Source organism: Oscillatoria sp. CS-180, assembly GCF_028330965.1.
GTDB lineage: Bacteria > Cyanobacteriota > Cyanobacteriia > Phormidesmidales > Phormidesmidaceae > Halomicronema.
Window position 1 is genome coordinate 73,009 of the sequence record NZ_JAQMUB010000032.1, and the last position, 24,477, is coordinate 97,485.

Consider the following 24,477-nt stretch of genomic DNA (forward strand, 5'->3'; position numbering starts at 1 on the left):
GACCATTGTGAGTAAGAAAATCTACGAGAAAGTAGACAAGCTACCCAAAGGCGGCCTGACGGTGATGGCCCTCAACTCTTTGGACAAGCTTGTTCCAGGGAAATGGGAGAACTTAGTCGGGTTTGACAACACCATTAAGACGGTCACAGGCGAAACAGACGAAGCAATGGTGCAGGCGATTGGGGAACGGGCGATCGCCCTCTTCAATGACAAGTCTCAAGGCTATCAGCGGGCGTTGTGGCTATACGAGTCAGTCGATTCTGCTTCCGGCTTGTTGGGCGCAGCGGCAATGGCAAATCGTATCGGACAAGATACCTTCTTGGGCTTTTTGAAGAACCTCACGCCTAAGCCTGAGAAGGCCCAAACGATTGATTTGGCCGTAAAGCTGGTAACAGAGGTGGTTGCCTTTTGTCATATCAACGGCATTCCGGGAGACAGCCTGGGTGATTTTCTCTCTGCCTTAGGTGACTACAGTGGTGAATCGCTAACACGAATGGCAGCATTGGTTTCCTTTGATGGTGTGATTCCTCTAGGTGCTGACTTTAGTGCAAAGGCTCTCAATAAAGTTAAAAGCATGGGGCCTGCCGATTTGGACAGCAATCAAACGTTTAAAGGAGTCAAAAAAGAGATTCCCGGTGATAGCTCCAAGAGCAAGCTGGCCTTTATTACCGAAAGCTTTGAGTCAACGCAGGGCTGGATGGACAAGTTTGTTAGCCAAAACGGGATCACCCAAAGCAAGCTGGTGGACAATATGGCGGGCTTTGTCGAGGGATCCAAAAGCAAACTGGACTATTTAGGAGCATTTCTGGATGTTTCCGTGAAGTACTACGAGCATACGGGAGTCCAAACGCTGGCAAGACGCTTAATTGAGCGGGCTGTTGCCGAACTTTAAAGTTGTTTATCCACTTTGTTGATGCGGAGTGGATAAAGCAGACCTGAAAACTTTGGGAGGGCGATCACGATGAATCAATTCAAAACACTAGCACTACTGGCACTGCTATCTGGCTTGCTGGTCGGTATGGGCTATCTATTGATTGGTGGTACGAACGGAATTTTGATCGGACTGGCGTTAGCAGCCGTCAGCAATTTAGGTTCCTGGTATTTCTCGGACAAAATTGCCTTAAGGGCTTACCAAGCTCAACCTGTGAGTCGTCAGCAGGCTCCTGCCCTCTATGCCAGCGTCGAGAAGCTGAGTCAGGCTGCCGAAATTCCTATGCCAGATGTCTACATTATTCCGACTGAAGCCGCTAATGCCTTTGCAACGGGCCGCAATCCTAACAATGCGGCTGTCGCGGTTACTCAAGGACTGATGAACATGCTGACTCAAGAAGAGTTAGAAGGGGTGTTAGGACACGAGCTTTCCCATATCATCAACCGCGATACGCTGACTCAGGCAGTTGCAGCGACAATTGGTGGAGCCGTTTCATCTCTGGCGTACATGGCTCAGTGGGCAAGCTATAGCCGTGGGGGACAAGGCGATCGCCGAGGAGGAAACCCATTAGGCTTGCTGCTGGCTGTCTTTTTGGCACCCTTGGCAGCCACGTTGATTCAAATGGGCATTTCTCGTACCCGTGAATTTGCCGCCGATGCCGGTGCTGGGCAGCTTACTCAAAACCCCCGGGCTTTGATGAGTGCCTTACGAAAGCTTGAGAAAAGCGCGCAAGTGGCTCCGATGGGAGGAAATCCATCATTCGAGCCGATGTTGATTATCAATGCGTTCTCTCGTGAGGGACTATCTAATCTCTTTTCTACGCATCCGTCTACTGAGGAACGGATCGAGCGGTTGGAAGCTCAAGCTCAAGGGCTTCTGCAATCTACACCCATCCTCAATCGTTAGAGTGAAGCTGCAATTGGCGCGGCTAAAATAGCGATCTGTGTAGGTTGGTGTCGAACACAGTTTATGCTGTGTCTTCTCTGATGACGATACAGCCGTCGTCAGTTTCTTTAGGGCAACACGGCAAGTTATCAGGTTGTGAGTTAAGCACCTGGATGCGATTAGGTGCATCAGCTTAAATGGCAAAACCGTAAGACAATCGAAGACTTTAGAGGACCTGAGTTCAAAGGCTTTTTGCCATTGTTTGGGAAGATTAGTTCTTCGTTGGGAATACTTTTGCAACAGTTGAGACTGTTTCCGTTGGGATAGCGCACCCGTCTGCATCTCCCCACTCTGGATGTTGAAGTCAACCATTATTGAACTCAGAGATTGGGAGAGTATTGTCGGATTTAATAGCGTCAGAGGACTTATGCCTTTCAAATTCCCTCCTGTTAGGGTAGTGTTAGGATCTAATCCGGTGCTGGTCAAGAGGAGTTGGCGATCACAAGGGAGATCTGCGGAATGCAGACTGACCAATGTCATCAAATGATCACGATTGAGACCATAAAAGCTACCTCCGATACAACATTTGGGAAGAGCTCTCTATAATGTAAAGTTCAGTTGCGAGGGGCGGAGGAGTCATCTTCTCTGCCCCCTTGTTGTCTAATCAATTCTTTGATTAGACGGCGAGGCTGATCTTGATGCTTTGATGGTCCGGTTGATCTGATTTGATGAGGCTCAGAGCCTGATGAATAAGGGTTGTGCCTCCCTGTGGATGCAGTCATTTAATGAATCGAGGGTGAATATAATGCGCACTGCATATCTACTGGTTTCTCATGGGAGTTCTGATGCACGTCATCAGGCCGGTTTGTCGCGCCTTGCTGACCGTATGCAACAGCAACTCGCACGGCTGCGGAAGGATGAGTATCGGCTCGCTACAGGCTCCTCTCTGCAAAACTATTTAAACTCGAACAATACTCTGGTTGGCTTTGCTGAAGTCAATTCCAGCTTTGCAGAGCCTTTTCCTATCCGCTCTTTGGGATTGTCTCAGGTCGATGTTGCTGAAGTCCCAATCGTTGGCACAGCTACCTTGGAAGCGAATGTAACTCCTTTATCTGAGCAAATCAGAATCTTTGCCCAAAGCGTTGAAACGAGAGGCATTCGGCAGATTGTTGTGGTGCCGCTTTTCCTGCTAGCCGGTGTTCATGTCCGGGAAGATCTGCCCCGAGAAATTGCTGCTGCTTGTGCCCTGTTGCCTGCTCGGGTGCGGCTGATTTGTACGCCCTATTTGGGCAGTCACAACGGCTTTAAGCGCTATGTCGCTCACCGCTTAGCTAAGACCGATGCTGAACGGTGTGTCCTATTGGCCCATGGTAGTCGTCGCTCAGCTGGCAATCGAGCTATTCAACAACTCGGCACCATTCTGGATACTGATGTGGCTTTCTGGACGGTTGCACCAAACTTGGAAACTCAAATTTTTGACTTGGTGCAGCGAGGGTATCAACGACTGGCGATCGCTCCTTATTTCCTTTTTCCCGGCAGCATCACGGACGCTATCACCCGACAAACAGAAGCCGTTGCCGAGCGGCTTCCCCAACTCTCTCTAAGACTATTAGCTCCTCTAGGAACTGATATGGACTTAGGTAGAGCCGTTGCTGAACTGGCACTCACAGCGCCTCGGGGTTTACCCAACGTCAACTGGAGTCAATCTTCTTTATTAATAGCCGAGAAAGGCATAACCGCTTAATATTTTCTTGAGCTTGCTGCTGCTTTGATTAAGCTGCTTCAGGAAAGCTTGACTGGGCAATGGGCTGAAGGTGCTGAGCAGCGGTTTGAACAAGACGGTTTGCAGGCCACATTTGGGTCAGTAACTAATGACACTGTCCTAATCGGGCAGCACACCTAGACTTACAGGAAAAGGAACACTGATATGACGGATGCTTGCGTCGATCTGGAGCGCGATCGCTTACCCGGCAAGGTATACCTTGTCGGAGCAGGCCCTGGAGATCCAGGACTATTTACCCTTAAGGGTAAAGCTCTGCTCGAACAGGCCGATGTCGTTGTTTACGATGCTTTGGTGAGTCCGCCTATTCTAGGTATGGCCAATCCGGCTGCCCAGCTGTTGCCGGCAGGAAAGCGACGGGGGTATCATTCATTGTCTCAAACAGACATCAACCAGCTTTTGATTGCTCAAGCACAACAGCACAAAGTTGTTGTGCGTTTAAAGGGCGGCGACCCCTTTGTGTTTGGTCGAGGCGGTGAAGAAATGATGGATCTAGTGGCGGCTGGCATCCCAGTGGAAGTTGTGCCGGGAATTACGGCAGGCGTCGCAGTGCCTGCCTATGCGGGCATTCCTGTGACGCATCGGGAACTCAGTTCCAGTGTGACCTTTGTGACAGGGCACGAAGCGGTCGGCAAATATCGGCCTGAGGTTAACTGGCCAGCGATCGCCCAAAGTTCTGAAACTATCGTTATCTACATGGGGGTTCATAATCTGCCTAACATCGTGACTGCGTTAGTCAAAGCTGGTTTGGGTACTGAAACGCCTGTGGCACTTATCCGTTGGGGAACCCGTCCCGAACAAGATGAGTTGATTGCTACGCTGGCAACCATAGAAGATGAGATGAAAGCGACTGGATTTGCCGCGCCCGCGATCGCCGTTGTTGGTAATGTCGTCAATATGCGTCAGATCTTAGAAAACTGCCGTCCCAGTACAGCCGATGTTGACTATTCCCAAGACTTTACGCAGTCAAAATTGCCGAACCGTATTGCTGCGACGAGGGGAAACACCCTTGCTACTATGGATTTAGAACAGTAGACACTATTCACATCCACATTTTTACCTCTCCATGACTGCGACTATCCAGGTTGAGAAGAAGAAGCTCAAGAATCCACCGCTCGATATTCATACCCTAGGCGATCGCGTTTTGCGACAGCCTGCCAAGCGAGTTGCCAAGGTTGATAACTCAATGCGGCAGCTGGCTTACGACATGCTGAAGACGATGTATAGCTCTGACGGTATCGGGCTAGCGGCTCCGCAAGTGGCAGTCAACAAGCAGCTGATTGTCGTTGACATTGATCCCGAAAATTCCACCACGCCGCCGCTGATTCTAATCAATCCGAAAGTTATTCGTACAAGTAAAGAGCTTTGTACTGGGCAAGAGGGCTGCTTGAGCATTCCTGGTGTTTATCTAGATGTGGTTCGCCCCAGTGCCATTGAAGTCAGCTTTAAAGACGAAAATGGTCGTCCTCAAAAGATCAAGGCGGCTGATCTACTTGCCCGCTGTATTCTCCATGAGATGGATCATTTGACTGGGGTGATGTTTGTAGACCGCGTCACTAATCAGCTTGCCCTTACGCAGGAGCTTCAGAAGAACGGTTTTTATATGAAGGATGTCAAAGAAGTTGATGGCTAGTACACTACGGTAGAAATAGGCTCATCCTTCAAAACATTGGGAAAGCTTATTTGTCCTAGTTTTGAAATCTGAATTTTGCATTTTGCATTCTACATAGCGGTACTAGTCCCTTGCGTCGTGTCCTCACTCTGCGCTAGATAAAAGACATTTCAGAAAATTCTTTTCAATTTGGGGAGATTTAAGCATTGTGTGGACACCAAAAAGCGGGCTATTTCTACTATGCTCTTGCCTAGCTGCCATTTCAGCCGTTGCGGCTATCTTCGAGCTGTCAACGGGTGAGCCTGACTGGGGTACAGGCCCAACTAGCCTGCTAATTGGCTTAGCTGTTCCCCTGGGAGTAGTCTTTTTCTATGCAGCAGTGCGCGATGCTAGAGCCAACATGTAGAGGTTGTGTAAAGCTGAGGCGATCGCACTTAGGATTTTGGGCGATCGCGCCCTTCACCGTTTTCTTTGTCATAGCTGCGGTACCATTGCTAAACGCTAGTCATCGCCTGCAGGATGGTTTCTTCCTTCCGCGTCTATCCTTTAGCTAGAGCCGTTATTGCTTAGCGCTTAGCTACTCTATCAGAGCAGGTTTCAGCCCCTAGCTGATCAATTGAGAACGGGCGCAACCCTGCTTGAGCCACAAGGCTTTTAGAATTAATTGATGATGCGCCCAGGGAATCTGAGCAAAGGTCTATTCAATCGGGATACTGTTCGATACTATAGATAGGCACGCGGATGTGGCGGAATTGGTAGACGCGCTAGATTTAGGTTCTAGTGTCCTCGCGACGTGAAGGTTCAAGTCCTTTCATCCGCATTATTGATGTCGAATTATCTACAGCTGTAAGCTCTGTCGTCTGTCAACCGAATGAGTGGCGCGGAGGCAACTGCAATTAAATGTTCAAGATTTTGCCTCGAAGATTTTTGGGCGACTGAATGTCGTATCGATCAAGGAAGGTTGGCAAGATGTCGTAGAGTTGCGCATCAGTGATGACCTGGCCGTTTTTAGGCAATCGCGGATCGTGGAAAACCATCAGACCAAAGGGGGCATGGTTGGCGTCGTCGGGTCCGGTATCGTTTTCAACGGTGTAGAGATCGCCAATGCCGACACTGCCGACAGATCGCCAAGCGAGGTCATCAAAGTAGACGATTAGATCGGGCGCGCGGCCTCGAACCTTTTGATAAATTTGCTGAGGTTTAAAGATTTTGACGTTGAGCGATTGTCCAGTAGGGGTCGTCAATTGAGATAGCTGTTGGCTGAGTTCATCTCGCAAGCGTTCGTAGTCCATCATCGAGATGGTGCCTTCCGGCTCTCTACCCTTTACGTTCAAGAAGATGCGGGCATAGTATCCGCCTGCGCCCCACACTTTGGTTTGGCTCCAGTCTACGGAAACCTTATCGAGGGGCAGCGGCTCGGTTGGTGCCTCTTTGAGGGTTAGGTAACCGTTGGCAATGAGCCATTCATTGATGCAAATGCCCCCCATCAAAGGTTGAGCACCGTGGTCTGAGACGACAAGTACGGCGGTGTCCTCGTCGCAATGCTGCAACAGTTCACCAATTTGCTGATCAACATGGACGTAATAGTCATGAATGGCGTTAGCAAAAGGTGAGTTTGGCTCGTACTGCGGATGGTGAGGATCCATTGGTTTCCAAAAGGCGTGGTGAATGCGATCAACGCCCATATCGACCAGCATGAGAAAGTCTGGCTGGTCCTGAACAATGAGCTTTTCAGCCAACGTGAATCGCTGATCACACAGCTTGAAGAGATTGTCGAGAATACGGGCTTTTTCGTCGGAGCGAAAGTTGGGCACATCCATCATGAAGTCGGGCATCCAAGCTCGGATCTGCTCGGCAAGCTCGGGAGGATGCGTAAAGGGGACGTCCGTGCCTGGGGTGAGAAAACACGAAACCAGGCTGCCGTTGATAGGATACGGGGGGGAAGTACCGGGTACACTCAGTGCCGCCACTTTCCAGCCGGCTTCTCCTAAGAAATCCCATAGGCGCGGAAATTTGACTGCACGTCCGTCAGAGATGCCCATGCTGTGGTAATCGCGATCGCGCCGATTGCGAAACCCATAAATTCCCAACTCACCGGGATCTCGCCCCGTCATCATGCAGCTCCAAGCGGGTACGGTAATGGCGGGAATGCTGCTCTCCAATCGCCCATAGCTGCCTTGAGTCATCAATCGATTCAAGTTGGGCAGGTCCTGTCGCCAACGCTCGAATACCAGCGACGGTTCCATACAGTCCAGTCCGATGATGAGTAAGCGGGGAGTCGGCATTACACGAAAATTTTGACGGTTTGTGCCTATTCTAGAGAACGGAGTTTGTCACCGACCTCCAAAAATGAGTAGAAAATATGGCAAATCGTTCTCAAGATTGGCTCAATCAAGCTCAACGGGATTTACAGCAAGCGATCGCCTCTGAAGCTGCATCACTTCACGAATGGGCTTGTTTCGCGGCTCATCAAGCCGGTGAGAAAGCAATCAGAGCACTTCATTTGTCATGTGGACAGGAGGCCTGGGGACATCTGCTATTTTGCTTGTTATCTGAGCTTCCTCCCAGTCTTGAGGTCCCTTCCTTGCTGCTAGAACAGGCGAGGGTATTGGATAACTTTTATATTCCGACTCGCTATCCAGATAGTCACCCCGAAGGCTCTCCCTTCGAACACTATGGTCCCTTACAGAGTCAAGAGGCAATTCGTTATGCCCGTGCGATTTTTGAATTCGTCGATTCTTCGATGGCCGAGTAAGAAACAAGTGGACGGTGCTCTGAGACAATGGGTTTTAGAACAGGACGAATGCTTGGACGACGTTATGGCCCTTGGCTATTTCGGTTCCTATGCACGAGGAACCGCAGGCAAAGGCAGCGACTTAGACGTTGTGGCAATTCTCACAGAGAGCCATTTACCCTTCCATCAAAGAAGCACACACTGGAATTTTTTATCTATTCCGGTTCCTGTTGAGGCCCAAATATACACCAGGGCAGAGTGGCAGCAGCTTGCAGTCAATCAACCCCGCTTTTACAACACTCTACTTCAGGAGACCGTTTGGATAATTCCACTCTCTCAGTGATGGATAAGGCTGCTACGGGCTTCGTCGTTAAGGCCTAGAAGCAATTTTGTCCAGTTTGCAAAGAGCTAGGATTGTGCCCATTCTGCTCCTCTATCTCAGCAGACTGATCAGTAGGGCGATCGCTGATATCAGCAAACAAAGCCCCAAGCTTAAGTAGCCCAACCAAATAATTCGAGTCGCTTTGTGTTGGGCCTCGGCCAGCATCTGGTTAGCCTTTTCTTGGGCTTCTAGCTCCATACGGACCATCTTGGCATCCCACTCTTGGCTAGCAGACAAAAAGCGATAATCCAAATCGCTGAGGCTTTTGTCTCCTGCCCACTGGAGTGCTTCTTTTAAGGCTTGTCCCATCAACAAACGGGACTCATCTTGAAAATTGGAGGCAACCCAGGCATTGAGCGTTTCTGCATAGGGGCGCTGTCTTGAGAGGCAATCATGAATCCAATCATTGTCAAATACTGAGGCATAGATGGGGTTAGTAATCCGTAGCAGTCCCTCTTGCTCGATCGCGACTCCCGATAATTTTAAATCCGCCTGCTCTTGGCTGCCGTCTGCTTTAAGCCCCCCGTGTGTTCGTACCTGCTGGTAAAGGCTCAGCAAGCGACCTGAACGCTGTGTATTAGCAGTGAGGCGATCTCGAATGGTCCGCAAGTGCTCTGGATCATCCTGGGCTTCCCAGTTGTGAATGAGACGAGAGTGGACCAAATGACTGACCGTGGCAGCCTCACTGCCTGCTGAAATGAGACGGTTGGCAAACGTACTGCGTAATAGACAGCAAACTTTTTGAGTGAGGAATGGCTGTCCACCTGTCCAGTTCAGGACTTCAGTGAGGAGAGCTTCAGGTTGCTGAGCGATCGCAGTTAGTCCGGTAGTAAGGGGGGCTGCGTCGGATAATGAGAACCGCGATAGATGAATGGCTTGACCAATATTAAACGGCGTTTGATAGTCCTTTGTGACCAGATCGCGAGGCGTTGCTGCCCCAAATAGTGCCCACGTCAACCGCCGATAAGCCGCATTCTCTGCCCGCTCGTTGTAGCAAAACCGTACAAATCCAAAGAAATCGTCTATGGAGAATCGAAGTTCGCGTAGGCTATCAACCTCGTCTAGAAAAATGAACAGTGGTTGTCCCACTTCCTCACCTAGCAACACTGTCTCAATGAAATGCGCAAATTTTTGGATCGGCGGCAACTCTCCTAACTCATGCCACCAAGCGGAAACATCAAACCGTCGGCGAGACCCCAACTTACGAACCAAATCAAACATAAGGCCCTGATACCACTGCTCCTGGGTTATGTGGTCGCTACCCAAACGAGTCATGTCAACGGCAGCACACTGACCCTGTCCAGCCGCCTCCAACCGATAGCGCATCCGCAGCCGTAAACTCGACTTACCCATTTGTCGTGACGTCAACACGTAGCAAAACTGGCGATTTAGCAGTGCGCTATGGAGAACTCCGTCGGCAGGTCGTTCGACGTAGGTCGGATCATCAACCGATAAGCTGCCCCCGACCTGATATTCATACATAGGATGACGAGGGCTCGGTTGGTAGAAAATCGTAGAAATATCGCTGATATAGCTCGCAGGCTGGTGAGGCTTGATTTTTGTTGAGAGTGATGAGTCCTAAACTCTCTAACCGATAGGCGGTAATGGGTTCCAGGGTCACAGGGTGGGGGGAACGGACGACAATTTGAAACGCAGTTTGCAGATCGGTATGAAGATATAGAGCTGCTAAGAGTTCTCGCAAGTGATCGCTGTAAATGCCGGATTGGGTGGGTGCTTCTTCGATAAGTTGAGCTAGCGTGATATCGTACCGAGCTAAGGCATAGAGGGCTAACCTGACTAAGCCGGGACGGCAACTCACCATGTGTAAGAGCGATAGCAGACTGGCTTTGTTGGCATCCTTTTCAGCCCAATTTATGCCGTGGCGTGAGGCTAGCTCTTGGACCTGTTCTAAAGAGAAGGAGGGGAGCTTGATCGGCAGTCCGACGTTAAAAGGCGATTGGTTAAGTTTTAGGGGCACATAGACGTCTGTAGCATGGGCAAGCACCCAACGAATTCGCTGCCAACTGTTAAACTCTCGGGCATCTTCATACCAAGTACGCAGCAAAGGCAGAAATTCAGAAGAGATTTCAGGATATTGGAAGAGTGCGCTCATTTCGTCTAGTGCAATGACAATGTCCCCCTCAACTTGCCCTAGAACATAGTCTTCCAAATAGGCAGAGCAGCTTACTTTACTGCCGATCGCGGGATTCCAATAGGTGTCCAAATTAGGCTCAATCTGCAACTGATAGCTGATATTGGCACAAAACCAGCGTAAGAAGGCATCTAAGTTTTGATAGATGGTGCGATCGGCCCGATTGAATCTGAGAGACACGCTGCGGAGTTGATGCGCTTGTCCGTGGACAACAACACGACGAAGCAAAGAGGTTTTTCCCATCAGGCGAGGTGCTTTAATACGGACTAAACTACCGGGTTTGAGAACCTCTGAGAATGCTCGCTCTTCAATCGGTGGACGTTCAACATAAAGCTGCGAGTGGAGTGGCACTGGTCCGCTAGGAAACTCTAGAATAACGGGTGTATTGTTAGCGATGAAATTTCCTGCAGATCGATTGGCATCGCGATTACGAGCATATCGTCTGAGAACAGCTCTGATATTGCTTTTGGAAATTTTTTGATTTAGGGTCTCCGACAGCATCTGCCAAAGGCGAAAACCCACATCTCGAATATAGTTATGCTCGTAGCTACAATCCTCCGCAATTTCAGCATAGGTTTTGCCTTCCCAGACCTGGCTGAATACGGTTTCCTGTAGATTTGTGAGCGAGTGATTGGGAAGTAGCTCATCTAGTAGAGCAAGGGCTTCATCAGCTTCCATAGCAGGTTTTGAGGGAGTTGCAATAATTAAAGTAGAGGTTGTTAGGGTTCAGTATTGCAGGGATTCTCAGAAACTTGATGAAACACTGACTTTTTCTGACAGTCAGCCGTTCTGAAGCCCCCTTTTCCTAGCAACCCATGCTTGAATAACCAGCTATTTCAGGCAGACTAGTCGCAATTGCTGGTGCTAGCGTTCTGTAAATAAACAGGGGTAATTATTCTAGAGAGCAATATGAACGATAGCTCTGAAAAAATCACCTGGAAGCTGATTTAAGAACCAAATATGGCTTTTTCGTAATCAGATGCCGTTTGTGAACGAGAACTGAAAATGATCTCCTGCTCACGACTTTACAGCATCCAGTGACTTCTATTTAGTTACTTCTTTAGCATTGCCAGGACCAGCCTATCAGCTTGAACTTTCTTTTCCTTAAGCTTCAACTAAGCTGGCCTTTCTACTATTAGACTGCTGTCATTTCATACGGCTTTCTTAAACCCAATCGCAAGGACTCTTTTCGATGGTCGATATTCTTGAACGCATTCACAATCCCCTTGCTCGCAGTGCAACCGCCGCAGTTGTTGGCGCTTCAGCCACCACAATCATAGCGGGAGGTTTGCTCGGCCTGTCGCTACTAGATAACCGTCTGGTCAACAAGTTCAGCATTTATGCTGGAGCAGCAGGGGCAGGAGTAGGGGCTCTTTTCGGAGCAGCGGTCAACCCAACGACTCGGAAAGCGCCTAAAACCGCAGCAAAAAGTCCAAAGCAAAAGGAAGGCTGGACAGACTGGCGAGATTTTGTAGTGGCTCGTAAAGTGACTGAAAGTAACGAAATTACTTCGTTTTACCTTAAGCCTCAAGATAGCGGAGCGTTGCCAAGCTTTCAGCCTGGACAGTTTTTAACGATCAAACTGGACGTACCAGATCAGCCACGTCCTGTCATTCGTACCTATTCTTTGTCGGATTATTCAGTATCACCTGACTACTATCGTTTGTCGATCAAGCGCGAAGGGGCCCCTAAAAATCAGGATGTGCCTCCGGGGATAGCGTCCAACTTCATGCATGACCAGATTCACGAAGGGGCAATCATTCCTTGTAAGCCACCAGCAGGAAAATTTGTGCTAGATGTACAGCGCGATCGCCCAGCCGTTCTCATCAGCAACGGCGTGGGAATCACACCGATGATTAGCATGGCAAAGGCTGTCGCAGTCACAAACCCTAACCGTCCCATTTGGTTTTTGCACGGTGCTCGAAACGGTGATTTTCATGCCTTTCGAGAGGCACTGTTAGCGATCGCACCCAACAATCCCAATTTCACGGTTCATTATCGCTACAGTCGCCCTCGCCCTGATGACGATGGCGGCTATCACAGCACTGGCTATGTCGATGTTGATCTCGTGAAGTCTTTACTGACTCCCCGCTTTATGGCCTCAGATGCGGAGTACTTTCTTTGTGGGTCGCCTAGTTTTATGGACTCGTTACGAGACGGTTTAGCAGAGTGGGGTGTTCCTAGAGAACAGGTCTATTTCGAATCTTTTGCCAAACCGGTGTCGCAAGCAAAAACAGCTCCTGCCGTAGCTACCGAAACGGATGGAGTGGTGGAGACAGCTGAAGTCGTTTTTGCCCAGTCGGGTAAGACGGCCCAGTGGTCAGCAGACGATGGTACGCTACTGGAGTTTGCCGAAGCGCAAGGGCTTAGTCCAGACTTTAGCTGCCGCGCCGGTATTTGCCTAACCTGTATGTGTCGCGTGAAGGAGGGCGAGGTCGCCTACGAAGAACCTCCGAGCGGAACGCCAGATGACGGCCATGCTCTAATTTGCGTGGCTAAACCTCGTGCAGGGCGAGTGGTGTTAGATGTGTAGAGCTTTGCCCATAGCCCTACCTGATGGCCTATAGCTATCACCAGTTCTGCTAGGACAAGGCGGCGAGCTATCTGACCATGCCTTCAGCACCGGACTGTTGTTGGGTGTACAAGCCTAGATGACTAACGCTATAGTCTTCTCATTGTCTAGATCACTAAACCCCTTAAGGCAATAGCCCTAAGGGGTTTGAATGCTTGCAACAGATTGCTTTAAAGCTGTTTGAAAACGGGATTATGCCTTCCGAGAGTAATACTCAACCACCAGCAGTTCGTTGACGTTGAGAGCGATCCATTCACGCTCGATAATGCTGTTTACCTTTGCCGTCAGCTTATCTTTATCCAATTCTAGGTGAGTCGGCACATTCGCTAAGCCAGGAAATTCTAGGTTAGCTTCTACCATCTTTTTGGATGCTTCGCGATCGCGCACAGCAATCACATCGCCCGGACGACACTGATAGCTAGCAATGTCCAGCACTCGACCGTTTACCGTGATGTGACCATGATTCACAACCTGACGCGCTGCTGGAATGGTTGGCGCAAATCCTAGACGAAAGACGGTATTGTCTAGGCGCATCTCTAGCTGCTGTAGGATGACCAAGCCTGTCGAACCGCCAGCCCGTCGTGCTTTTTTCACGTAGCGGATAAGCTGCTTTTCGCTGACGCCATAGTTGAACCGCAGCTTTTGCTTTTCCTCAAGTCGAATAGCGTATTCTGTCTTCTTCTTGCGAGCCTGACCGTGCTGTCCGGGGGGATACGCTTTGCGAGGCGCTTTACGCGAAAGGCCTGGCAGTTCACCCAAACGGCGAACAACTCTAAGTCGAGGTCCTCGATAACGAGACATAGGGTTCTCCAATAAATAGATGTCATCAAGTTGCCACCCCCGCATCTAGGGAAAGGGGTTTGTACTAAACCAGGAGATGGTGGCGAAGCTCCCAGTCGGTAATTAAACAACGTTGCCGACAAAGCACTCATCCAGCACAGGCATGAAGTGCAACAGGATGTTTCGCGGCGCTTGAGACTACCAGCTTGACTTGACAACGCCAGGTAGAAGTCCTTCATGGGCCATTTCACGCAATTGGTTGCGGCATAGACCAAAGTCACGATAATAACCTCGGGGGCGGCCTGTCTTCCAACAGCGGTTGCGGAGACGAGTCCGTGAACTTGCCCGAGGTAGCTGCTGAATTTTCCGATGAATTTCAAATTTGGCCTGTGGGCCTTCAGCCTGTCGGAATTCTTCTAAAAGGGCTGCACGCTTTTCAGCGTACTTAGCCACAAGTTTTTCGCGCTTGCGCTCTCGCGCAACCATGCCTTTCTTAGCCATGTAGTTTGTGTTAGGTCAAGTTTTTCACAGTCTTTAATAATAAAGGAATGAACTAGAATCCGCAATGTCGTCGAAAAGACAACTTTCACTTCATTCTGGCCTCTCTGGATAGCAGAACATGATTGAATAAAGAGCATGGACTGTGTCTTTAGGAGGTAAACCCATGAGTGTAGGTGGCGCGATCTCGTTTGTTGTCATGCTAGGTGGTGGAATTGCAACCGCTATGGTGCTCTACTTCGGCTTACGTGCTGTCAAGCTGATCTAAGCATTGACTAGGAGCATTTGACCGGAAGGCCTAGCTGCGGAGCAATCGGCTGAGTTCTGGACCTGAATAGATGACGCCTAGACTCAGCCATGCCAACAAATTGACACGGGCTTCAAATAAAGTGATGTCAAATAGCGAAAAGAGCGTGATGCCTAAGAAGCACAGGTAATAGCCCATCAGCAGCGCATAGGCGTTCGGCTGCTTTTGTAGTTTGAACAGTGCTCGACACCCTCGATAGCAGATGAAGCTGACAGTAATGGTAAATAGGATGATAACTGGCAAACCTGCTTCAGATGCCAACATCAGCCAAAAATTATGGGCGTGAGCAATATAGTCGTAGCCGGGCACCTCACCGTTATATAGCAGTTTGTAATTCCCCAGCCCTTGACCCCACAAAGGACGATCGCGAATCATCTGGAGTGCCAGTTTCCAGACCCATACTCTGGGATCATCCGTGACCCAAGCCCAAGACAGGGTGCGCCCACCAATGCCAAATTTCAGGGTTGAGACGACAATAAGAGCAATCCCCAATAGCCCCAGCGACCGCACCCAACGACTCGTTCGCATCACAAAAAAGCTGACCAATAGCACCAGTGACGCTGACAAGTAGCCGTTGCGGGAACCTGAACAAAACAGACAGACCAAGGTCAACAAGATATTGACTGCCAAAGCGTAGCGATAGGCAGTCGGCAAGCGACCCAATGTCTCGCTGTCCTTGGGTCGTAAAAAGACTAGGCCAATATTCAATCCCAGGACCATGACCAGAAAGCTGGCTAGCGTATTGGGATCATCAAAGAGAGAAAAGGTACGGGGGTTGTTGACATCCCCTAAATACAGCCAGTCGATCCAGGGCAGATAGGTTGACGATTCGACGAGTGGAATCCGCTTCAAAGCGTATTCCACAATGCCGATGATGTTGAGTGGCACGGTTGCGGTAACCACTGCTAATGCCCAGTGATAAATTTGCGGCCAGGGATTAGCCGTTTGCCTTAAATAAAGAACCAATACGCCCCAGAACCAGAAAAAAGGCAGAAAGTGGGTCAGCTGCAGATAAGCTTCACCCGGAAAATTAGCCAATCTGGCACCGACAACCATGAGGAGGGCGATCGCCAAAAATCCATTGCGATAGAGCAGTTTAAACAACTGTCTTGGATAAAAGTAGGTTTGCCACAAGCACAGCAAAAAAAAGCCTATGATTCCGGCAAACATCGAATACGGATAAGGCAAAAAGCCTAGAGATAGGGGCAGGGTAATGCTCCAGAAGATGGCACCCTGATCTAGCCTTTGCGATCGTGCGTCAGTATGCGCCATCTCCAATCAATACCACCCAGATAGTTCTCAATAGGATATAGATGTCTAACCAAACAGACCAATTTCTAACGTAATAAGCGTCCAAGTTAACCCGTTCTGAATAGGTAACATCATTTCTACCGGAAACTTGCCATAGTCCGGTAATTCCTGGAGGAACTCGCTTATATAGCTCAAATTTATCAGCATAATGATTAATTTCGTCATCTACGATGGGACGAGGCCCAACCAAACTCATCTCCCCCAATAAAACATTCCAAAGTTGAGGAAGTTCGTCTAAGCTCGTGCGTCGAAGTAGGCGTCCCACCCGAGTAATTCGCGGATCGCTTTTTAGCTTACGTTCTTGTTCCCACTCATAGCGAAACAAATGATTTTTAGTGAGGTGTTCTTCTAAAACTTCGTCAGCATTGGTCACCATTGACCGAAACTTCCAGGCAATGAAGGGGCGTGCGCCTCGACCAAGGCGATGGTGACCATAAAAGATAGGACCAGGGGAATCTAGCTTGACGGCTAATACGATCAGCATAAAAAGAGGCAGCGTCAAAATCCCCAGGATAATAGTGAGTAAATAATCGAGCGTAGCCTTTGTTAATCGTGGCCCTGGGAGTAGCAAACGCTGCCGAATTTCCAACCCCAAGATACCGCCCATATCGGTAGCGCTGACCCATAAACTGGCAAATCCAAACAAGTCAGGAATGACTAGCAAGTGGGGAAAGGTATGACCATAGCGTTCTAGAATTGCCAAGAGCTTCTCACGAGGGACCCCCGGCATGGCAACGATCGCATAACTCACATGGCGCTCTCGGGCTAAATAGGGAGCGATGGAGAGTTTGCCGACGACTGGAACCGATTCCAAAGCTCCCTGTTTTCTAGGGTCGTCATCAAGGACGGCGATCGGCTTTAAGCCCAATCCTGGCTGACGTTTCAGCGTACGAATCACCAATTCACCAGTTCTGCCAGCGCCCATCACAACCACTGGAAATCCCCACCAGGGAAAGGGCGAGACTAACCTACGAATACTAATACGAGATAGCCAAACTCCGATCATCGACAACAGCCAGGCCATCAGAAAGATGCCTCGGGAATACGTTGTACCCTCTCGGAACAAGAAAATGATGGCTCCCAAAGACATGTAGAACAGGGTTGTCGAGAGACAAATACGACGGAGTTCTTCAACCGGGCTTAACCCAACAGCAGGGTAAAGATTAGCGATGACATAAATCACCACGATCGCGCCGAGCAGAGGCCAGAGGTTCCAATACAATACTGGCTCAAACTGCCCTCCTAGGGCATAGCGAACATGGACACTGATAAAGCCTGCAGCTATGAGACCCAAGACGTCTGCAATCACCAATGGGGCAGACGTTGAGAGCGATCGCAGCGAAAAAGTCAGCGGTACATAGGCAGGTTTAAGAAGCTGAATCAAAGGTGTCATAACTACAAAAGCACGCCCGCATCACCACATGTCTAGGGATAAAGGTATCCCAATCCTGTAGATTTAGTCCCAAAGTCAACGGTCAATGTCTGTGCTCCGTCGAGCTACGATTCGGATTGATTAGGTTTTGCGTGTCATAAGCAGATTACGACACTATGCGCTCGAAGTCAGGTCAAAATGCATTCTCATTCTTAACCCGGATCAACCGTCGTCAAGACTGCTTATTGCCGTCTTCTAGACATGACGCTGATCTCAGTAGGTTTCGTTCCTGATTTAACCAGGATGATACAAGCCAAAAAAAACTCTCAGCCGCCCAAAAAAACGTCTTCAACTCTTTGGGCTTCTTGAAACTGTTGCCAGGCGTCCTGTAGAAAGCAGTCAAACGTTTGGCGAAAGTGAGCTTCGGAAAAGGATTTCGCTCGGTGTCGAATTGTACAAGCGTCTGCCAAAGAACTGGTTGCGAATGATTTAATTGCGCTCACCATTGCCTCAACAGTTTGATCGGTAAACAAAAGCCCTGTTTTCCGATCAAGAACTGTTTCGGTAACTCCACCTCGCCCATAGGCAATGACTGGGGCACCTGCTGCCTGAGCTTCCACGGGTGTAATTCCAAAGTCTTCTTCAGCCGGAAAAACAAACGCTTTGCAGCGTTCCATGTAGTCAATGACGGCACTGTCAGTCTGATAACCCAGAAATTGAATGTTGGAACGTGCTATTGATTCTAGCCGTGCTCGGTCAGCTCCATCCCCGATAACCACCAGCGGTAGCCCCAATTGGTTGAAGGCTGCAATGGTTAGATCAACTCGCTTGTAAGGAACAAATCGCGAAACGGTGAGATAAAAATCCTCTCGGGGACGATCAGCGCGGAACTGATGCACCGCAACAGGCGGATAAATGACTTTGGCCTGCCTACGGTAAGTTTTTTCTATCCGACGAGCAATGAAGTGAGAATTAGCGACAAAATAATCGACTCGATTAGCTGTGCTGACATCCCACAGTCGCAAGTAATGCAGGATTATTCGCGTCAAAGCTCCTTTAATCCCACGCTTTAGTCCAGCTTGTTCCAGGTATTGCCACTGCAAATCCCAGGCATAGCGAATGGGAGTATGCATGTAGCTGATGTGCAGCTGATCAGCTCGGGTAACCACTCCTTTTGTCATTGCATGATTACTCGAAATAATGATGTCGTATTGGGAGAGATCGAACTGTTCGATCGCGATCGGCATTAGAGGCAAGTATTTCCGGAAATGTTTTCGCGCTAAGGGTAGTTGCTGAATAAATGAAGTATTAGCGCTCTTGTTTTGAATGAACGATCGCTCATCGGGTGCTAGAAAATCGACCAGACTAAACAGATCTGCGGTGGGATAAAGATTCAGCAATTGTTCAACCACGCGCTCAGACCCCGCGTAAGTGTCTAACCATTCGTGAACAATCGCGATTTTCATAGCTTTCAGGACAGGTGGGATGATTAAACGATACGCTCAAACAGGCGTCAAAGAATAGCAAACAGAGACCAGGGTTTTTAGGTTGGCTGACGCCTTCAAGATTAGCGAAAGAAGATTGCTGTGGTGTTGTAATGCGCTCTGCACAGGGGAGATACAGCGACGTGCTAAAGTTTTTGCGGCAGGTTATTTCAAAAGCTCAGGAGGCATCTTTTCTGAGCAGGTGTGTGAACGGAAAGCGAGGCAGTTAGCGTGAGTCAAAATAAGGTTCCTATTCTAGATCTGAAACCTCAATATCAAGCCATTCAGACTGAAATAAAGGCTGCTGTCAACCGAGTTTTAGAGTCTGGACAATTCATCTTGGGTGAAGAGGTTGGCAACTTTGAATCGGCAGCAGCGGCGTACTTAGGGAGCAAGCATGCAATCGGGGTTAACTCAGGCACAGATGCCCTCATGATTGCACTAAGAGCCTTAGGCGTAGAACCGGGTGACGAAGTTATTACGACACCGTTTAGCTTTTTTGCCACAGCAGAATCGATCAGCAATGTTGGTGCCAAACCTATTTTTGTTGACATTGATGCGGCTTCCTTCAACTTAAACCCTGAGCAGATTCGGGATCAGATTACAGATAAAACCAAAGCGATTTTGCCTGTGCACCTATTTGGTAATCCGGCTGCCATGGCGCAGATTTTAGACATTGCAGAAGCCCACAATCTCAAAGTTCTAGAAGATTGTGCTCAGTCCTTTGGCTCTGCTTACAAGGGTGACTGTATTGGCTGTGATGGAGGATGCCAGGACGATGTTCGCAATTCCATTACAGGTCAACGGACTGGTGCGATCGGGGATGCCGGAGCGTTTTCTTTTTTCCCCACCAAAAATCTAGGCGCTTACGGGGATGGTGGACTGATAACAACTAACGATGATGCCGTGGCTGAGTTGGCTCGTAAGCTCAGAATTCACGGCACGTTGAAGCGCTACCACAACGAAATGTTGGGCTATAACTCTCGCCTCGACGCAATTCAGGCGGCCATTTTAGGAGTCAAGCTTCCCTATGTAGATAAATGGAATCAGCAGCGCCGTCAGGTGGCCGATACCTACAATCGGTTATTAGAAAATGTTCCAGGTATTGTTACTCCAGCCGTAACAGCAGGACACGTTTTTCATCAATACACGCTACGAATCTTGAACGGCAAGCGAGATGCGGTAAAAGAGTACCTGGCCTCTCAAGGCATCGGCGCCATGGTTTACTATCCGGTACCGCAAGATTGTTTGCCCGTCTATCAGGGACAGTTCCCCACCTATCCTGTCAGTGAACAGGTGGCGAAAGAGGTTCTCAGTCTACCCATGTGGCCTGAACTAGAGGAAGCAATTCAGGAACGGATCGTGGCGACGTTGAAAGACGCGATCGCCCTCTAAATCTTTTCTTGCACTGTTGCTCAACGTCGCCACTGTCGTCTGCTTGTCTGGGGAAAATGGCTCATGGGTAAAGGACTACCGTTAATGAGCGTCAGCTCAAACGTTGTCGTGCCGCTTTAGCATTCCTACGCCACATCTCCGGCTTGATACGCCGCAGAGCCGATGCTGGAAATCGCCGATTCCAGTCGGCATCCGTTATAGTCTCTAGGTCATCTAGCGTTGGAGCCACGTTCTGAGGATAAGGTTCAAAGTCTACGACATCTGTCGCTGTGGCAAAGCGCTGATTCCAAGGACATACATCCTGACAAATGTCACAGCCTGCAACCCAGCCTTCCAGATGGTCAACAATATCAGGCGGCAGCATATTGGCCCGATTTTCAATCGTGTGATAAGCGATGCAGCGATTGGCGTCTATTACCTGAGGAGAGACGATCGCCTGTGTGGGGCAGGCCTCCAGGCAACGAGTACAGGTGCCGCAATGCTCCGTGTGGGGGACGTTTGGCGTCAGCTCAATGTTGATCAAAATTTCGCCTAGAAAAACCCAAGAGCCGTAATCACGGGTGATCAGGTTGCCGTTCTTCGCAATCCAACCAAGCCCTGCTTGCTGCGCCCAAAACTTATCTTGGATGGGACCCGTGTCGGCATAAAATCGCGTTTGAATGCTGTCGTCGTGCGATCGCAACCATTCAGCCAAAGCTTTTAGCTTCTTCTGCATGACTCGGTGGTAGTCCCGTCCCCAGCCATATCGAGCAATCTTGCCATGATGATGGTCATTAGGTCTTTGGTGGGGTGTGTAGTAATTGAGGGCGACACAAATGACCGATCTGACATCAGGCATCACCTTGGTGATGTCTTGGCGCTTTGGATTGGTCATCCACTCCATATCTGCATGAAGCCCCTGCGCCAGCCAACGGTCGAGGGCCGCGTTTCTTTCCTTAACCGCAGTAGAATCGCTCTGGACTCGGGCAATGCCAACCTTGTGAAACCCTAGGCTGAGTGCCTGCTGTTGGATGAGTTCAGACGTAAGAGAGGAGGACATCCGCCTACAGCAATATGGGTGCGATCGCTAAACGGCCACCAGCAAGCTCAAGTCAGCATCAGACCGTACCCAGCGAGTTTCCACTGAAGTACATCCATCCACACTTCTAGCAAGCTCTGCTAAATGACGAAGAACCGCTTCGTTCGCGACAGCCCCTTGCAAAATGATGACTCGTCCACGTTGGTTGACGGATAGGCGGCTTAAATCGGTAGCGGAAAAACACTGCTTGAACTGCACTTCAACTCGTTTCTTCAAGCCGTAGTAATCATATTCACCATTGACTCCTACTCGCTCAGGAGGAATGGATTGAAACCAATCTGGAAAGGTGTTTCCCCATTTCAGACGAAGTCCACTACCACTCTGAAATGCCCTTCCGAACGGCAGTTGTTGATCGCGATAGACGCTCATACTCTGCAACCTTGATCCTTTCAAATCGAGTACCCTGTTTGACCCACGCTATCAGCGTCCATGCAGAGGCTTTTTTCAACAGCTACAGCTCTGCAGAACAATCCAACCAATACTATCTTTACTATGTAGCATGTTAAGTTAACTAAAAATTTACAAATAAAAACGTATCCTAGAAAACACTTACTTATCCATGATTCCACTGAGAATAGAACCCACAAGGGATACAAAGATCTTTTCACTTTGTGAAGCCTCCTGGAAATTACTGAGAAAGCAGGGCCACAGCATAGGCTGCAATGCCTTCTTCTCTTCCAGTAGGACCCATTTTTTCATTAGTAGTTGCCTTGACGCCAATCTGTTCCGGTGGAATGTCTAAGGTTTGAGCAAGCGTTTCGCGAATGGCAGCAATGTGAGGCTTCAGTTTTGGCCGCTCGGCAATCACAACACTGTCAATGTTTACGACGGACCAACTGCGATCGCGCACCATACCATAAACATGCTTAAGCAGCTTTAGACTGTCAGCGCCGGCCCACTGAGGATCGCTCGGCGGAAAATATGTGCCAATGTCACCAAGACTCAATGCCCCTAAAAGAGCATCCGTAATGGCATGAGAAAGCACATCAGCATCGCTATGACCCAACAAACCAAAATCGTGTTCAATCTTGACGCCCCCTAGAATTAAAGGACGATCCGGAACTAATCGATGAATATCATAACCATTGCCTATCCGTATGTTCATTCTGTTTTAAGTGTTATTTTTTACTCCTGAATAAGGTTCTTGAGGGGATACGTAATATTCGTTTTGTTTGAGACAAATCAGTCAATATCTCTCGCCCTGCCCGTCTTGAATCCGTACGTTTAACGTCGAGAGCTTAACAAGAAAACAACCCGCAGTCCCTGATGGGAAAGACGGTTATATAAGCGTCATTCTATAAATTAATCATAAAGAACTTCTGCCCACTGTTCATTAGGAATTTTGGCGAGAACACCACCGCTGATATAAGTCGGGACGTCGCTGTTGTGTTCTGTCAATTTGCTGATCTTTGCGCCACTGGGCGATCGCCGCATGGTTACCTGAGCGTAAGACTTCCGGTACGTGCCAGCCCCGAAATTCTGCTGGGCGAGTGTACTGTGGATAGTCCAGAAGATCCGTTTCAAAGCTCTCGAACTTAAGAGAATCAGTCTTGCCCACAGTGCCAGGTCGCAAGCGGACGACTCCATTAATCAATGTTAATGCCGGAATTTCACCGCAGGTCAACACGAAATCCCCTAGGGAAACTTCTCGGGTTACTAGATGCAATACCCGCTCATCCACGCCTTCGTAATGACCGCAAATTAGAATGATCTGGTCGTATGCAGTGTTTAAGGTTCGAAATAGGGGTTGAGACATCGTTTCTCCCTGAGGAGTCAGGAGGATCACCTCGCGGCGTGGCAAAACGGGGAGAGATTCAACAGCAGCAAAAATGGGTTCCGGCTTCATTAACATGCCGACTCCACCCCCGTAGGGTTCGTCATCTACCTTGCGATGCTTGTCTGTGGCGAAATCGCGTGGATTAACGAGATTGACCTGAGCAATTCCTCGTTCTAAGGCTTTGCCGAGTAATCCTGAGCAGAGAGGCGATTCAAAAAAGTCAGGGAATAAGGTGACAACGTCGAATCGGAGAGAAGCAGCTTGATTCATTGCGGCGAAGCGCTAACAAAAAAGGAAAGGTAGCAGAAAGGTAGAAGGAAGGCGTTGCTGATCAGTGGGATGATAGGCTCCCCCTCACCGAGGAGACATTGCTTGAAGCCCTTAGATGGGGGATTTAGGAGGCCACGAGTTAGGTATTGGAGTTCATCCTTAATTTACAACAGCAGACGAACTCGGCCTCTTGGTCGTCTCAATTCTGGTCTATTCGACTGCTTTAGCGAGCTTAAGATAACTCTGTAAAGGACACTATCAGATTATTCAGCGACTAGGAAAGCAGGGCCTGTAATATTGCTTTGTATTCTCCAGTCTCGATCATTCGTCTGGCCCTTCTGAGACAGGCACAGAGGCTACGAGACCAGACAAGGGATCGTCAGCTTCGCCCTCTGGCAAGGTGCCAACATAAATTGCCTGAATATCATCGGGCAAAGCAGCTTCAAGGTTTTTTGCCGCCTGCCGCAAGCGAGCAGTAATTTCTGCTGAAGGGATGCGTTCGCCTTCCGCCTGCAAATAAGCGGCAATGCGCGTGTTGCTCCAGCGAAACGTTTGGGCCATGACTAAGATAAGCCGCTCTAGAGGAATAAGCCGATCCAGTGCCCGTTCCACGTAGCACCAGAGCGGAGGAGACGCCTGTGCCAACGAGTAATGGATGTCTTCAACCTCCGGTAAGTTCGCCTGATTAATGCAGAGAGCTGTGACGTTGATGAGCCAGCTTTGTAAGGAGAGCGATCGCTCTGATGCCCCCTCCTCCGAATTTGTTGATTGTTCAGCGGGTAAATCCAACCCACTTAGCTCGTTGAGAATATGACGCCAAGTGAGAGCAAACAAGTATTCAGCCTGAACGGGTGAACGGGCGGAGTGACTAATCAAACTAAAGACAACTGGACTGTAGCGGCAGAAAATGGCCGTAAAGTATCGGCCTGCTTCCGGTTCTGCTTTGAAATGGTGCAGCAATTCGCGATCGCTTAGATGCCCAAGCTGCTGGACGATAGTGTGATTGCATTCAGGAAAACTGGGGATTTGCACGATTCGGGATGACCGGAAGAAAGGTTCCTCAACAAATTGCTCTTAATATAAGCACAGTTTTCGAACAGACAACCGATTTTTTATAAAATCCCCCTTTCTACCTGCATTCTCTAGTGTGGATTGCC

Annotated in this window: 25 protein-coding genes and 1 tRNA gene; 12 read left to right on the top strand and 14 right to left on the bottom strand. The window is 49.2% G+C overall.

Annotated features, from left to right (window positions below; translation table 11 throughout):
* Positions 1-7: 7 nt before the first annotated feature.
* The 6 genes from PN498_RS07265 (at position 8) to def (ending at position 5,229) form a co-directional block, all read left to right on the top strand.
* Positions 8-892, top strand: a complete 885-nt coding sequence (locus PN498_RS07265) for a hypothetical protein (protein ID WP_272062056.1) — start codon at positions 8-10, stop codon at positions 890-892.
* Positions 893-961: 69 nt separating this feature from the next.
* Complete coding sequence (locus PN498_RS07270; protein ID WP_272062057.1) at positions 962-1,837, top strand: zinc metalloprotease HtpX; 876 nt, start codon at positions 962-964, stop codon at positions 1,835-1,837.
* 784 nt (positions 1,838-2,621) lie between these two features.
* On the top strand, positions 2,622-3,560 hold the full coding sequence (locus tag PN498_RS07275) for a sirohydrochlorin chelatase (protein WP_272062058.1): 939 nt from the start codon (positions 2,622-2,624) through the stop codon (positions 3,558-3,560).
* A gap of 24 nt (positions 3,561-3,584) precedes the next feature.
* Positions 3,585-3,719, top strand: a complete 135-nt coding sequence (locus PN498_RS07280; protein ID WP_272062059.1) for a hypothetical protein — start codon at positions 3,585-3,587, stop codon at positions 3,717-3,719.
* Between the two features lie 24 nt (positions 3,720-3,743).
* A complete protein-coding gene (gene cobA / locus PN498_RS07285; RefSeq protein ID WP_272062060.1) occupies positions 3,744-4,631 on the top strand; it encodes a uroporphyrinogen-III C-methyltransferase in 888 nt (295 codons plus the stop codon).
* Between the two features lie 31 nt (positions 4,632-4,662).
* A complete protein-coding gene (def, locus tag PN498_RS07290; RefSeq protein WP_272062061.1) occupies positions 4,663-5,229 on the top strand; it encodes a peptide deformylase in 567 nt (188 codons plus the stop codon).
* A 319-nt stretch (positions 5,230-5,548) separates the two neighbouring features.
* Here the strand turns inward: def and PN498_RS07300 are convergent, their stop codons facing one another.
* The gene (locus PN498_RS07300) at positions 5,549-5,686 is read right to left on the bottom strand and encodes a hypothetical protein (protein WP_272062062.1); all 138 of its coding nucleotides are present in this window, start codon (positions 5,684-5,686) and stop codon (positions 5,549-5,551) included.
* 259 nt (positions 5,687-5,945) lie between these two features.
* On the opposite strand from PN498_RS07300, the gene PN498_RS07305 reads away from it, so the two are divergent.
* Positions 5,946-6,028: transfer RNA gene (locus PN498_RS07305), tRNA-Leu, on the top strand.
* Positions 6,029-6,104: 76 nt separating this feature from the next.
* Here the strand turns inward: PN498_RS07305 and PN498_RS07310 are convergent.
* The gene (locus PN498_RS07310; protein ID WP_272062063.1) at positions 6,105-7,493 is read right to left on the bottom strand and encodes an alkaline phosphatase family protein; all 1,389 of its coding nucleotides are present in this window, start codon (positions 7,491-7,493) and stop codon (positions 6,105-6,107) included.
* A gap of 77 nt (positions 7,494-7,570) precedes the next feature.
* On the opposite strand from PN498_RS07310, the gene PN498_RS07315 reads away from it, so the two are divergent.
* On the top strand, positions 7,571-7,963 hold the full coding sequence (locus tag PN498_RS07315) for a HEPN domain-containing protein (protein ID WP_272062064.1): 393 nt from the start codon (positions 7,571-7,573) through the stop codon (positions 7,961-7,963).
* Positions 7,917-8,285, top strand: coding sequence for a nucleotidyltransferase domain-containing protein (locus tag PN498_RS07320; protein WP_272062065.1), 369 nt, complete (start codon positions 7,917-7,919; stop codon positions 8,283-8,285). Before PN498_RS07315 ends, PN498_RS07320 begins: the two co-directional genes overlap by 47 nt.
* A gap of 90 nt (positions 8,286-8,375) precedes the next feature.
* Here PN498_RS07320 and PN498_RS07325 read toward each other — a convergent pair whose 3' ends face one another.
* Both PN498_RS07325 and PN498_RS07330 read right to left on the bottom strand, forming a co-directional pair.
* Positions 8,376-9,806: an AAA-like domain-containing protein gene (locus tag PN498_RS07325; protein ID WP_272062066.1), complete on the bottom strand. Its 1,431-nt coding sequence runs from the start codon at positions 9,804-9,806 to the stop codon at positions 8,376-8,378.
* A complete protein-coding gene (locus PN498_RS07330; protein ID WP_272062067.1) occupies positions 9,799-11,154 on the bottom strand; it encodes an AAA-like domain-containing protein in 1,356 nt (451 codons plus the stop codon). The genes PN498_RS07325 and PN498_RS07330 overlap by 8 nt, the downstream gene beginning before the upstream one ends.
* A 514-nt stretch (positions 11,155-11,668) precedes the next feature.
* On the opposite strand from PN498_RS07330, the gene PN498_RS07335 reads away from it, so the two are divergent.
* Complete coding sequence (locus PN498_RS07335; RefSeq protein WP_272062068.1) at positions 11,669-13,009, top strand: 2Fe-2S iron-sulfur cluster-binding protein; 1,341 nt, start codon at positions 11,669-11,671, stop codon at positions 13,007-13,009.
* A gap of 231 nt (positions 13,010-13,240) precedes the next feature.
* On the opposite strand, the gene rpsD is transcribed toward PN498_RS07335, so the two are convergent.
* Together rpsD and rpsN are read right to left on the bottom strand one after the other, a co-directional pair.
* A complete protein-coding gene (rpsD, locus tag PN498_RS07340) occupies positions 13,241-13,849 on the bottom strand; it encodes a 30S ribosomal protein S4 (RefSeq protein WP_272062069.1) in 609 nt (202 codons plus the stop codon).
* Between the two features lie 177 nt (positions 13,850-14,026).
* On the bottom strand, positions 14,027-14,329 hold the full coding sequence (rpsN, locus tag PN498_RS07345; RefSeq protein WP_272062070.1) for a 30S ribosomal protein S14: 303 nt from the start codon (positions 14,327-14,329) through the stop codon (positions 14,027-14,029).
* A gap of 163 nt (positions 14,330-14,492) precedes the next feature.
* Here rpsN and petL point away from each other — a divergent pair, with 163 nt between their 5' ends.
* On the top strand, positions 14,493-14,594 hold the full coding sequence (gene petL, locus PN498_RS07350; RefSeq protein ID WP_272062071.1) for a cytochrome b6-f complex subunit PetL: 102 nt from the start codon (positions 14,493-14,495) through the stop codon (positions 14,592-14,594).
* Positions 14,595-14,624: 30 nt separating this feature from the next.
* On the opposite strand, the gene PN498_RS07355 is transcribed toward petL, so the two are convergent.
* From PN498_RS07355 to PN498_RS07365, 3 genes are all read right to left on the bottom strand, one after another.
* Positions 14,625-15,905, bottom strand: coding sequence for an O-antigen ligase family protein (locus tag PN498_RS07355; protein WP_272062072.1), 1,281 nt, complete (start codon positions 15,903-15,905; stop codon positions 14,625-14,627).
* Positions 15,892-17,337 (bottom strand): undecaprenyl-phosphate galactose phosphotransferase WbaP, encoded by a 1,446-nt coding sequence (gene wbaP / locus PN498_RS07360; RefSeq protein WP_272062073.1) that lies wholly within the window; start codon positions 17,335-17,337, stop codon positions 15,892-15,894. Before wbaP ends, PN498_RS07355 begins: the two co-directional genes overlap by 14 nt.
* 305 nt (positions 17,338-17,642) lie before the next feature.
* A complete protein-coding gene (locus PN498_RS07365) occupies positions 17,643-18,782 on the bottom strand; it encodes a glycosyltransferase family 4 protein (protein ID WP_272062074.1) in 1,140 nt (379 codons plus the stop codon).
* A gap of 249 nt (positions 18,783-19,031) precedes the next feature.
* On the opposite strand from PN498_RS07365, the gene PN498_RS07370 reads away from it, so the two are divergent.
* Positions 19,032-20,195: a DegT/DnrJ/EryC1/StrS family aminotransferase gene (locus PN498_RS07370; protein ID WP_272062075.1), complete on the top strand. Its 1,164-nt coding sequence runs from the start codon at positions 19,032-19,034 to the stop codon at positions 20,193-20,195.
* Positions 20,196-20,286: 91 nt separating this feature from the next.
* Here PN498_RS07370 and queG read toward each other — a convergent pair whose 3' ends face one another.
* The 5 genes from queG to PN498_RS07395 all read right to left on the bottom strand — a co-directional run bounded on the left by queG (position 20,287) and on the right by PN498_RS07395 (position 24,352).
* Positions 20,287-21,234 (bottom strand): tRNA epoxyqueuosine(34) reductase QueG, encoded by a 948-nt coding sequence (queG, locus tag PN498_RS07375; RefSeq protein ID WP_272062076.1) that lies wholly within the window; start codon positions 21,232-21,234, stop codon positions 20,287-20,289.
* Between the two features lie 27 nt (positions 21,235-21,261).
* Positions 21,262-21,642 (bottom strand): hypothetical protein, encoded by a 381-nt coding sequence (locus tag PN498_RS07380; RefSeq protein WP_272062077.1) that lies wholly within the window; start codon positions 21,640-21,642, stop codon positions 21,262-21,264.
* 259 nt (positions 21,643-21,901) lie between these two features.
* The gene (gene ispF, locus PN498_RS07385) at positions 21,902-22,378 is read right to left on the bottom strand and encodes a 2-C-methyl-D-erythritol 2,4-cyclodiphosphate synthase (protein WP_272062078.1); all 477 of its coding nucleotides are present in this window, start codon (positions 22,376-22,378) and stop codon (positions 21,902-21,904) included.
* Positions 22,379-22,606: 228 nt separating this feature from the next.
* Complete coding sequence (gene trmD, locus PN498_RS07390) at positions 22,607-23,320, bottom strand: tRNA (guanosine(37)-N1)-methyltransferase TrmD (protein WP_272062079.1); 714 nt, start codon at positions 23,318-23,320, stop codon at positions 22,607-22,609.
* A 321-nt stretch (positions 23,321-23,641) separates the two neighbouring features.
* Positions 23,642-24,352 carry an RNA polymerase sigma factor gene (locus tag PN498_RS07395; RefSeq protein ID WP_272062080.1) on the bottom strand — a complete coding sequence of 237 codons (711 nt, stop codon included), beginning with the start codon at positions 24,350-24,352 and terminating at the stop codon, positions 23,642-23,644.
* Positions 24,353-24,477 lie beyond the last annotated feature (125 nt).

Bases quoted from the DNA above. Each gene is read 5' to 3' on its own strand.
- ispF (WP_272062078.1), bottom strand. From the start codon at position 22,378: ATGAACATACGGATAGGCAATGGTTATGATATTCATCGATTAGTTCCG.
- PN498_RS07330 (WP_272062067.1), bottom strand. From the start codon at position 11,154: ATGGAAGCTGATGAAGCCCTTGCTCTACTAGATGAGCTACTTCCCAAT.
- PN498_RS07365 (WP_272062074.1), bottom strand. From the start codon at position 18,782: ATGAAAATCGCGATTGTTCACGAATGGTTAGACACTTACGCGGGGTCT.
- PN498_RS07320 (WP_272062065.1), top strand. From the start codon at position 7,917: ATGCCCGTGCGATTTTTGAATTCGTCGATTCTTCGATGGCCGAGTAAG.
- trmD (WP_272062079.1), bottom strand. From the start codon at position 23,320: ATGAATCAAGCTGCTTCTCTCCGATTCGACGTTGTCACCTTATTCCCT.
- PN498_RS07275 (WP_272062058.1), top strand. From the start codon at position 2,622: ATGCGCACTGCATATCTACTGGTTTCTCATGGGAGTTCTGATGCACGT.
- cobA (WP_272062060.1), top strand. From the start codon at position 3,744: ATGACGGATGCTTGCGTCGATCTGGAGCGCGATCGCTTACCCGGCAAG.
- PN498_RS07380 (WP_272062077.1), bottom strand. From the start codon at position 21,642: ATGAGCGTCTATCGCGATCAACAACTGCCGTTCGGAAGGGCATTTCAG.
- PN498_RS07300 (WP_272062062.1), bottom strand. From the start codon at position 5,686: ATGACAAAGAAAACGGTGAAGGGCGCGATCGCCCAAAATCCTAAGTGC.
- PN498_RS07355 (WP_272062072.1), bottom strand. From the start codon at position 15,905: ATGGCGCATACTGACGCACGATCGCAAAGGCTAGATCAGGGTGCCATC.
- def (WP_272062061.1), top strand. From the start codon at position 4,663: ATGACTGCGACTATCCAGGTTGAGAAGAAGAAGCTCAAGAATCCACCG.
- petL (WP_272062071.1), top strand. From the start codon at position 14,493: ATGAGTGTAGGTGGCGCGATCTCGTTTGTTGTCATGCTAGGTGGTGGA.
- queG (WP_272062076.1), bottom strand. From the start codon at position 21,234: ATGTCCTCCTCTCTTACGTCTGAACTCATCCAACAGCAGGCACTCAGC.
- PN498_RS07310 (WP_272062063.1), bottom strand. From the start codon at position 7,493: ATGCCGACTCCCCGCTTACTCATCATCGGACTGGACTGTATGGAACCG.
- PN498_RS07270 (WP_272062057.1), top strand. From the start codon at position 962: ATGAATCAATTCAAAACACTAGCACTACTGGCACTGCTATCTGGCTTG.
- rpsD (WP_272062069.1), bottom strand. From the start codon at position 13,849: ATGTCTCGTTATCGAGGACCTCGACTTAGAGTTGTTCGCCGTTTGGGT.
- PN498_RS07315 (WP_272062064.1), top strand. From the start codon at position 7,571: ATGGCAAATCGTTCTCAAGATTGGCTCAATCAAGCTCAACGGGATTTA.
- rpsN (WP_272062070.1), bottom strand. From the start codon at position 14,329: ATGGCTAAGAAAGGCATGGTTGCGCGAGAGCGCAAGCGCGAAAAACTT.
- PN498_RS07325 (WP_272062066.1), bottom strand. From the start codon at position 9,806: ATGTATGAATATCAGGTCGGGGGCAGCTTATCGGTTGATGATCCGACC.
- wbaP (WP_272062073.1), bottom strand. From the start codon at position 17,337: ATGACACCTTTGATTCAGCTTCTTAAACCTGCCTATGTACCGCTGACT.
- PN498_RS07335 (WP_272062068.1), top strand. From the start codon at position 11,669: ATGGTCGATATTCTTGAACGCATTCACAATCCCCTTGCTCGCAGTGCA.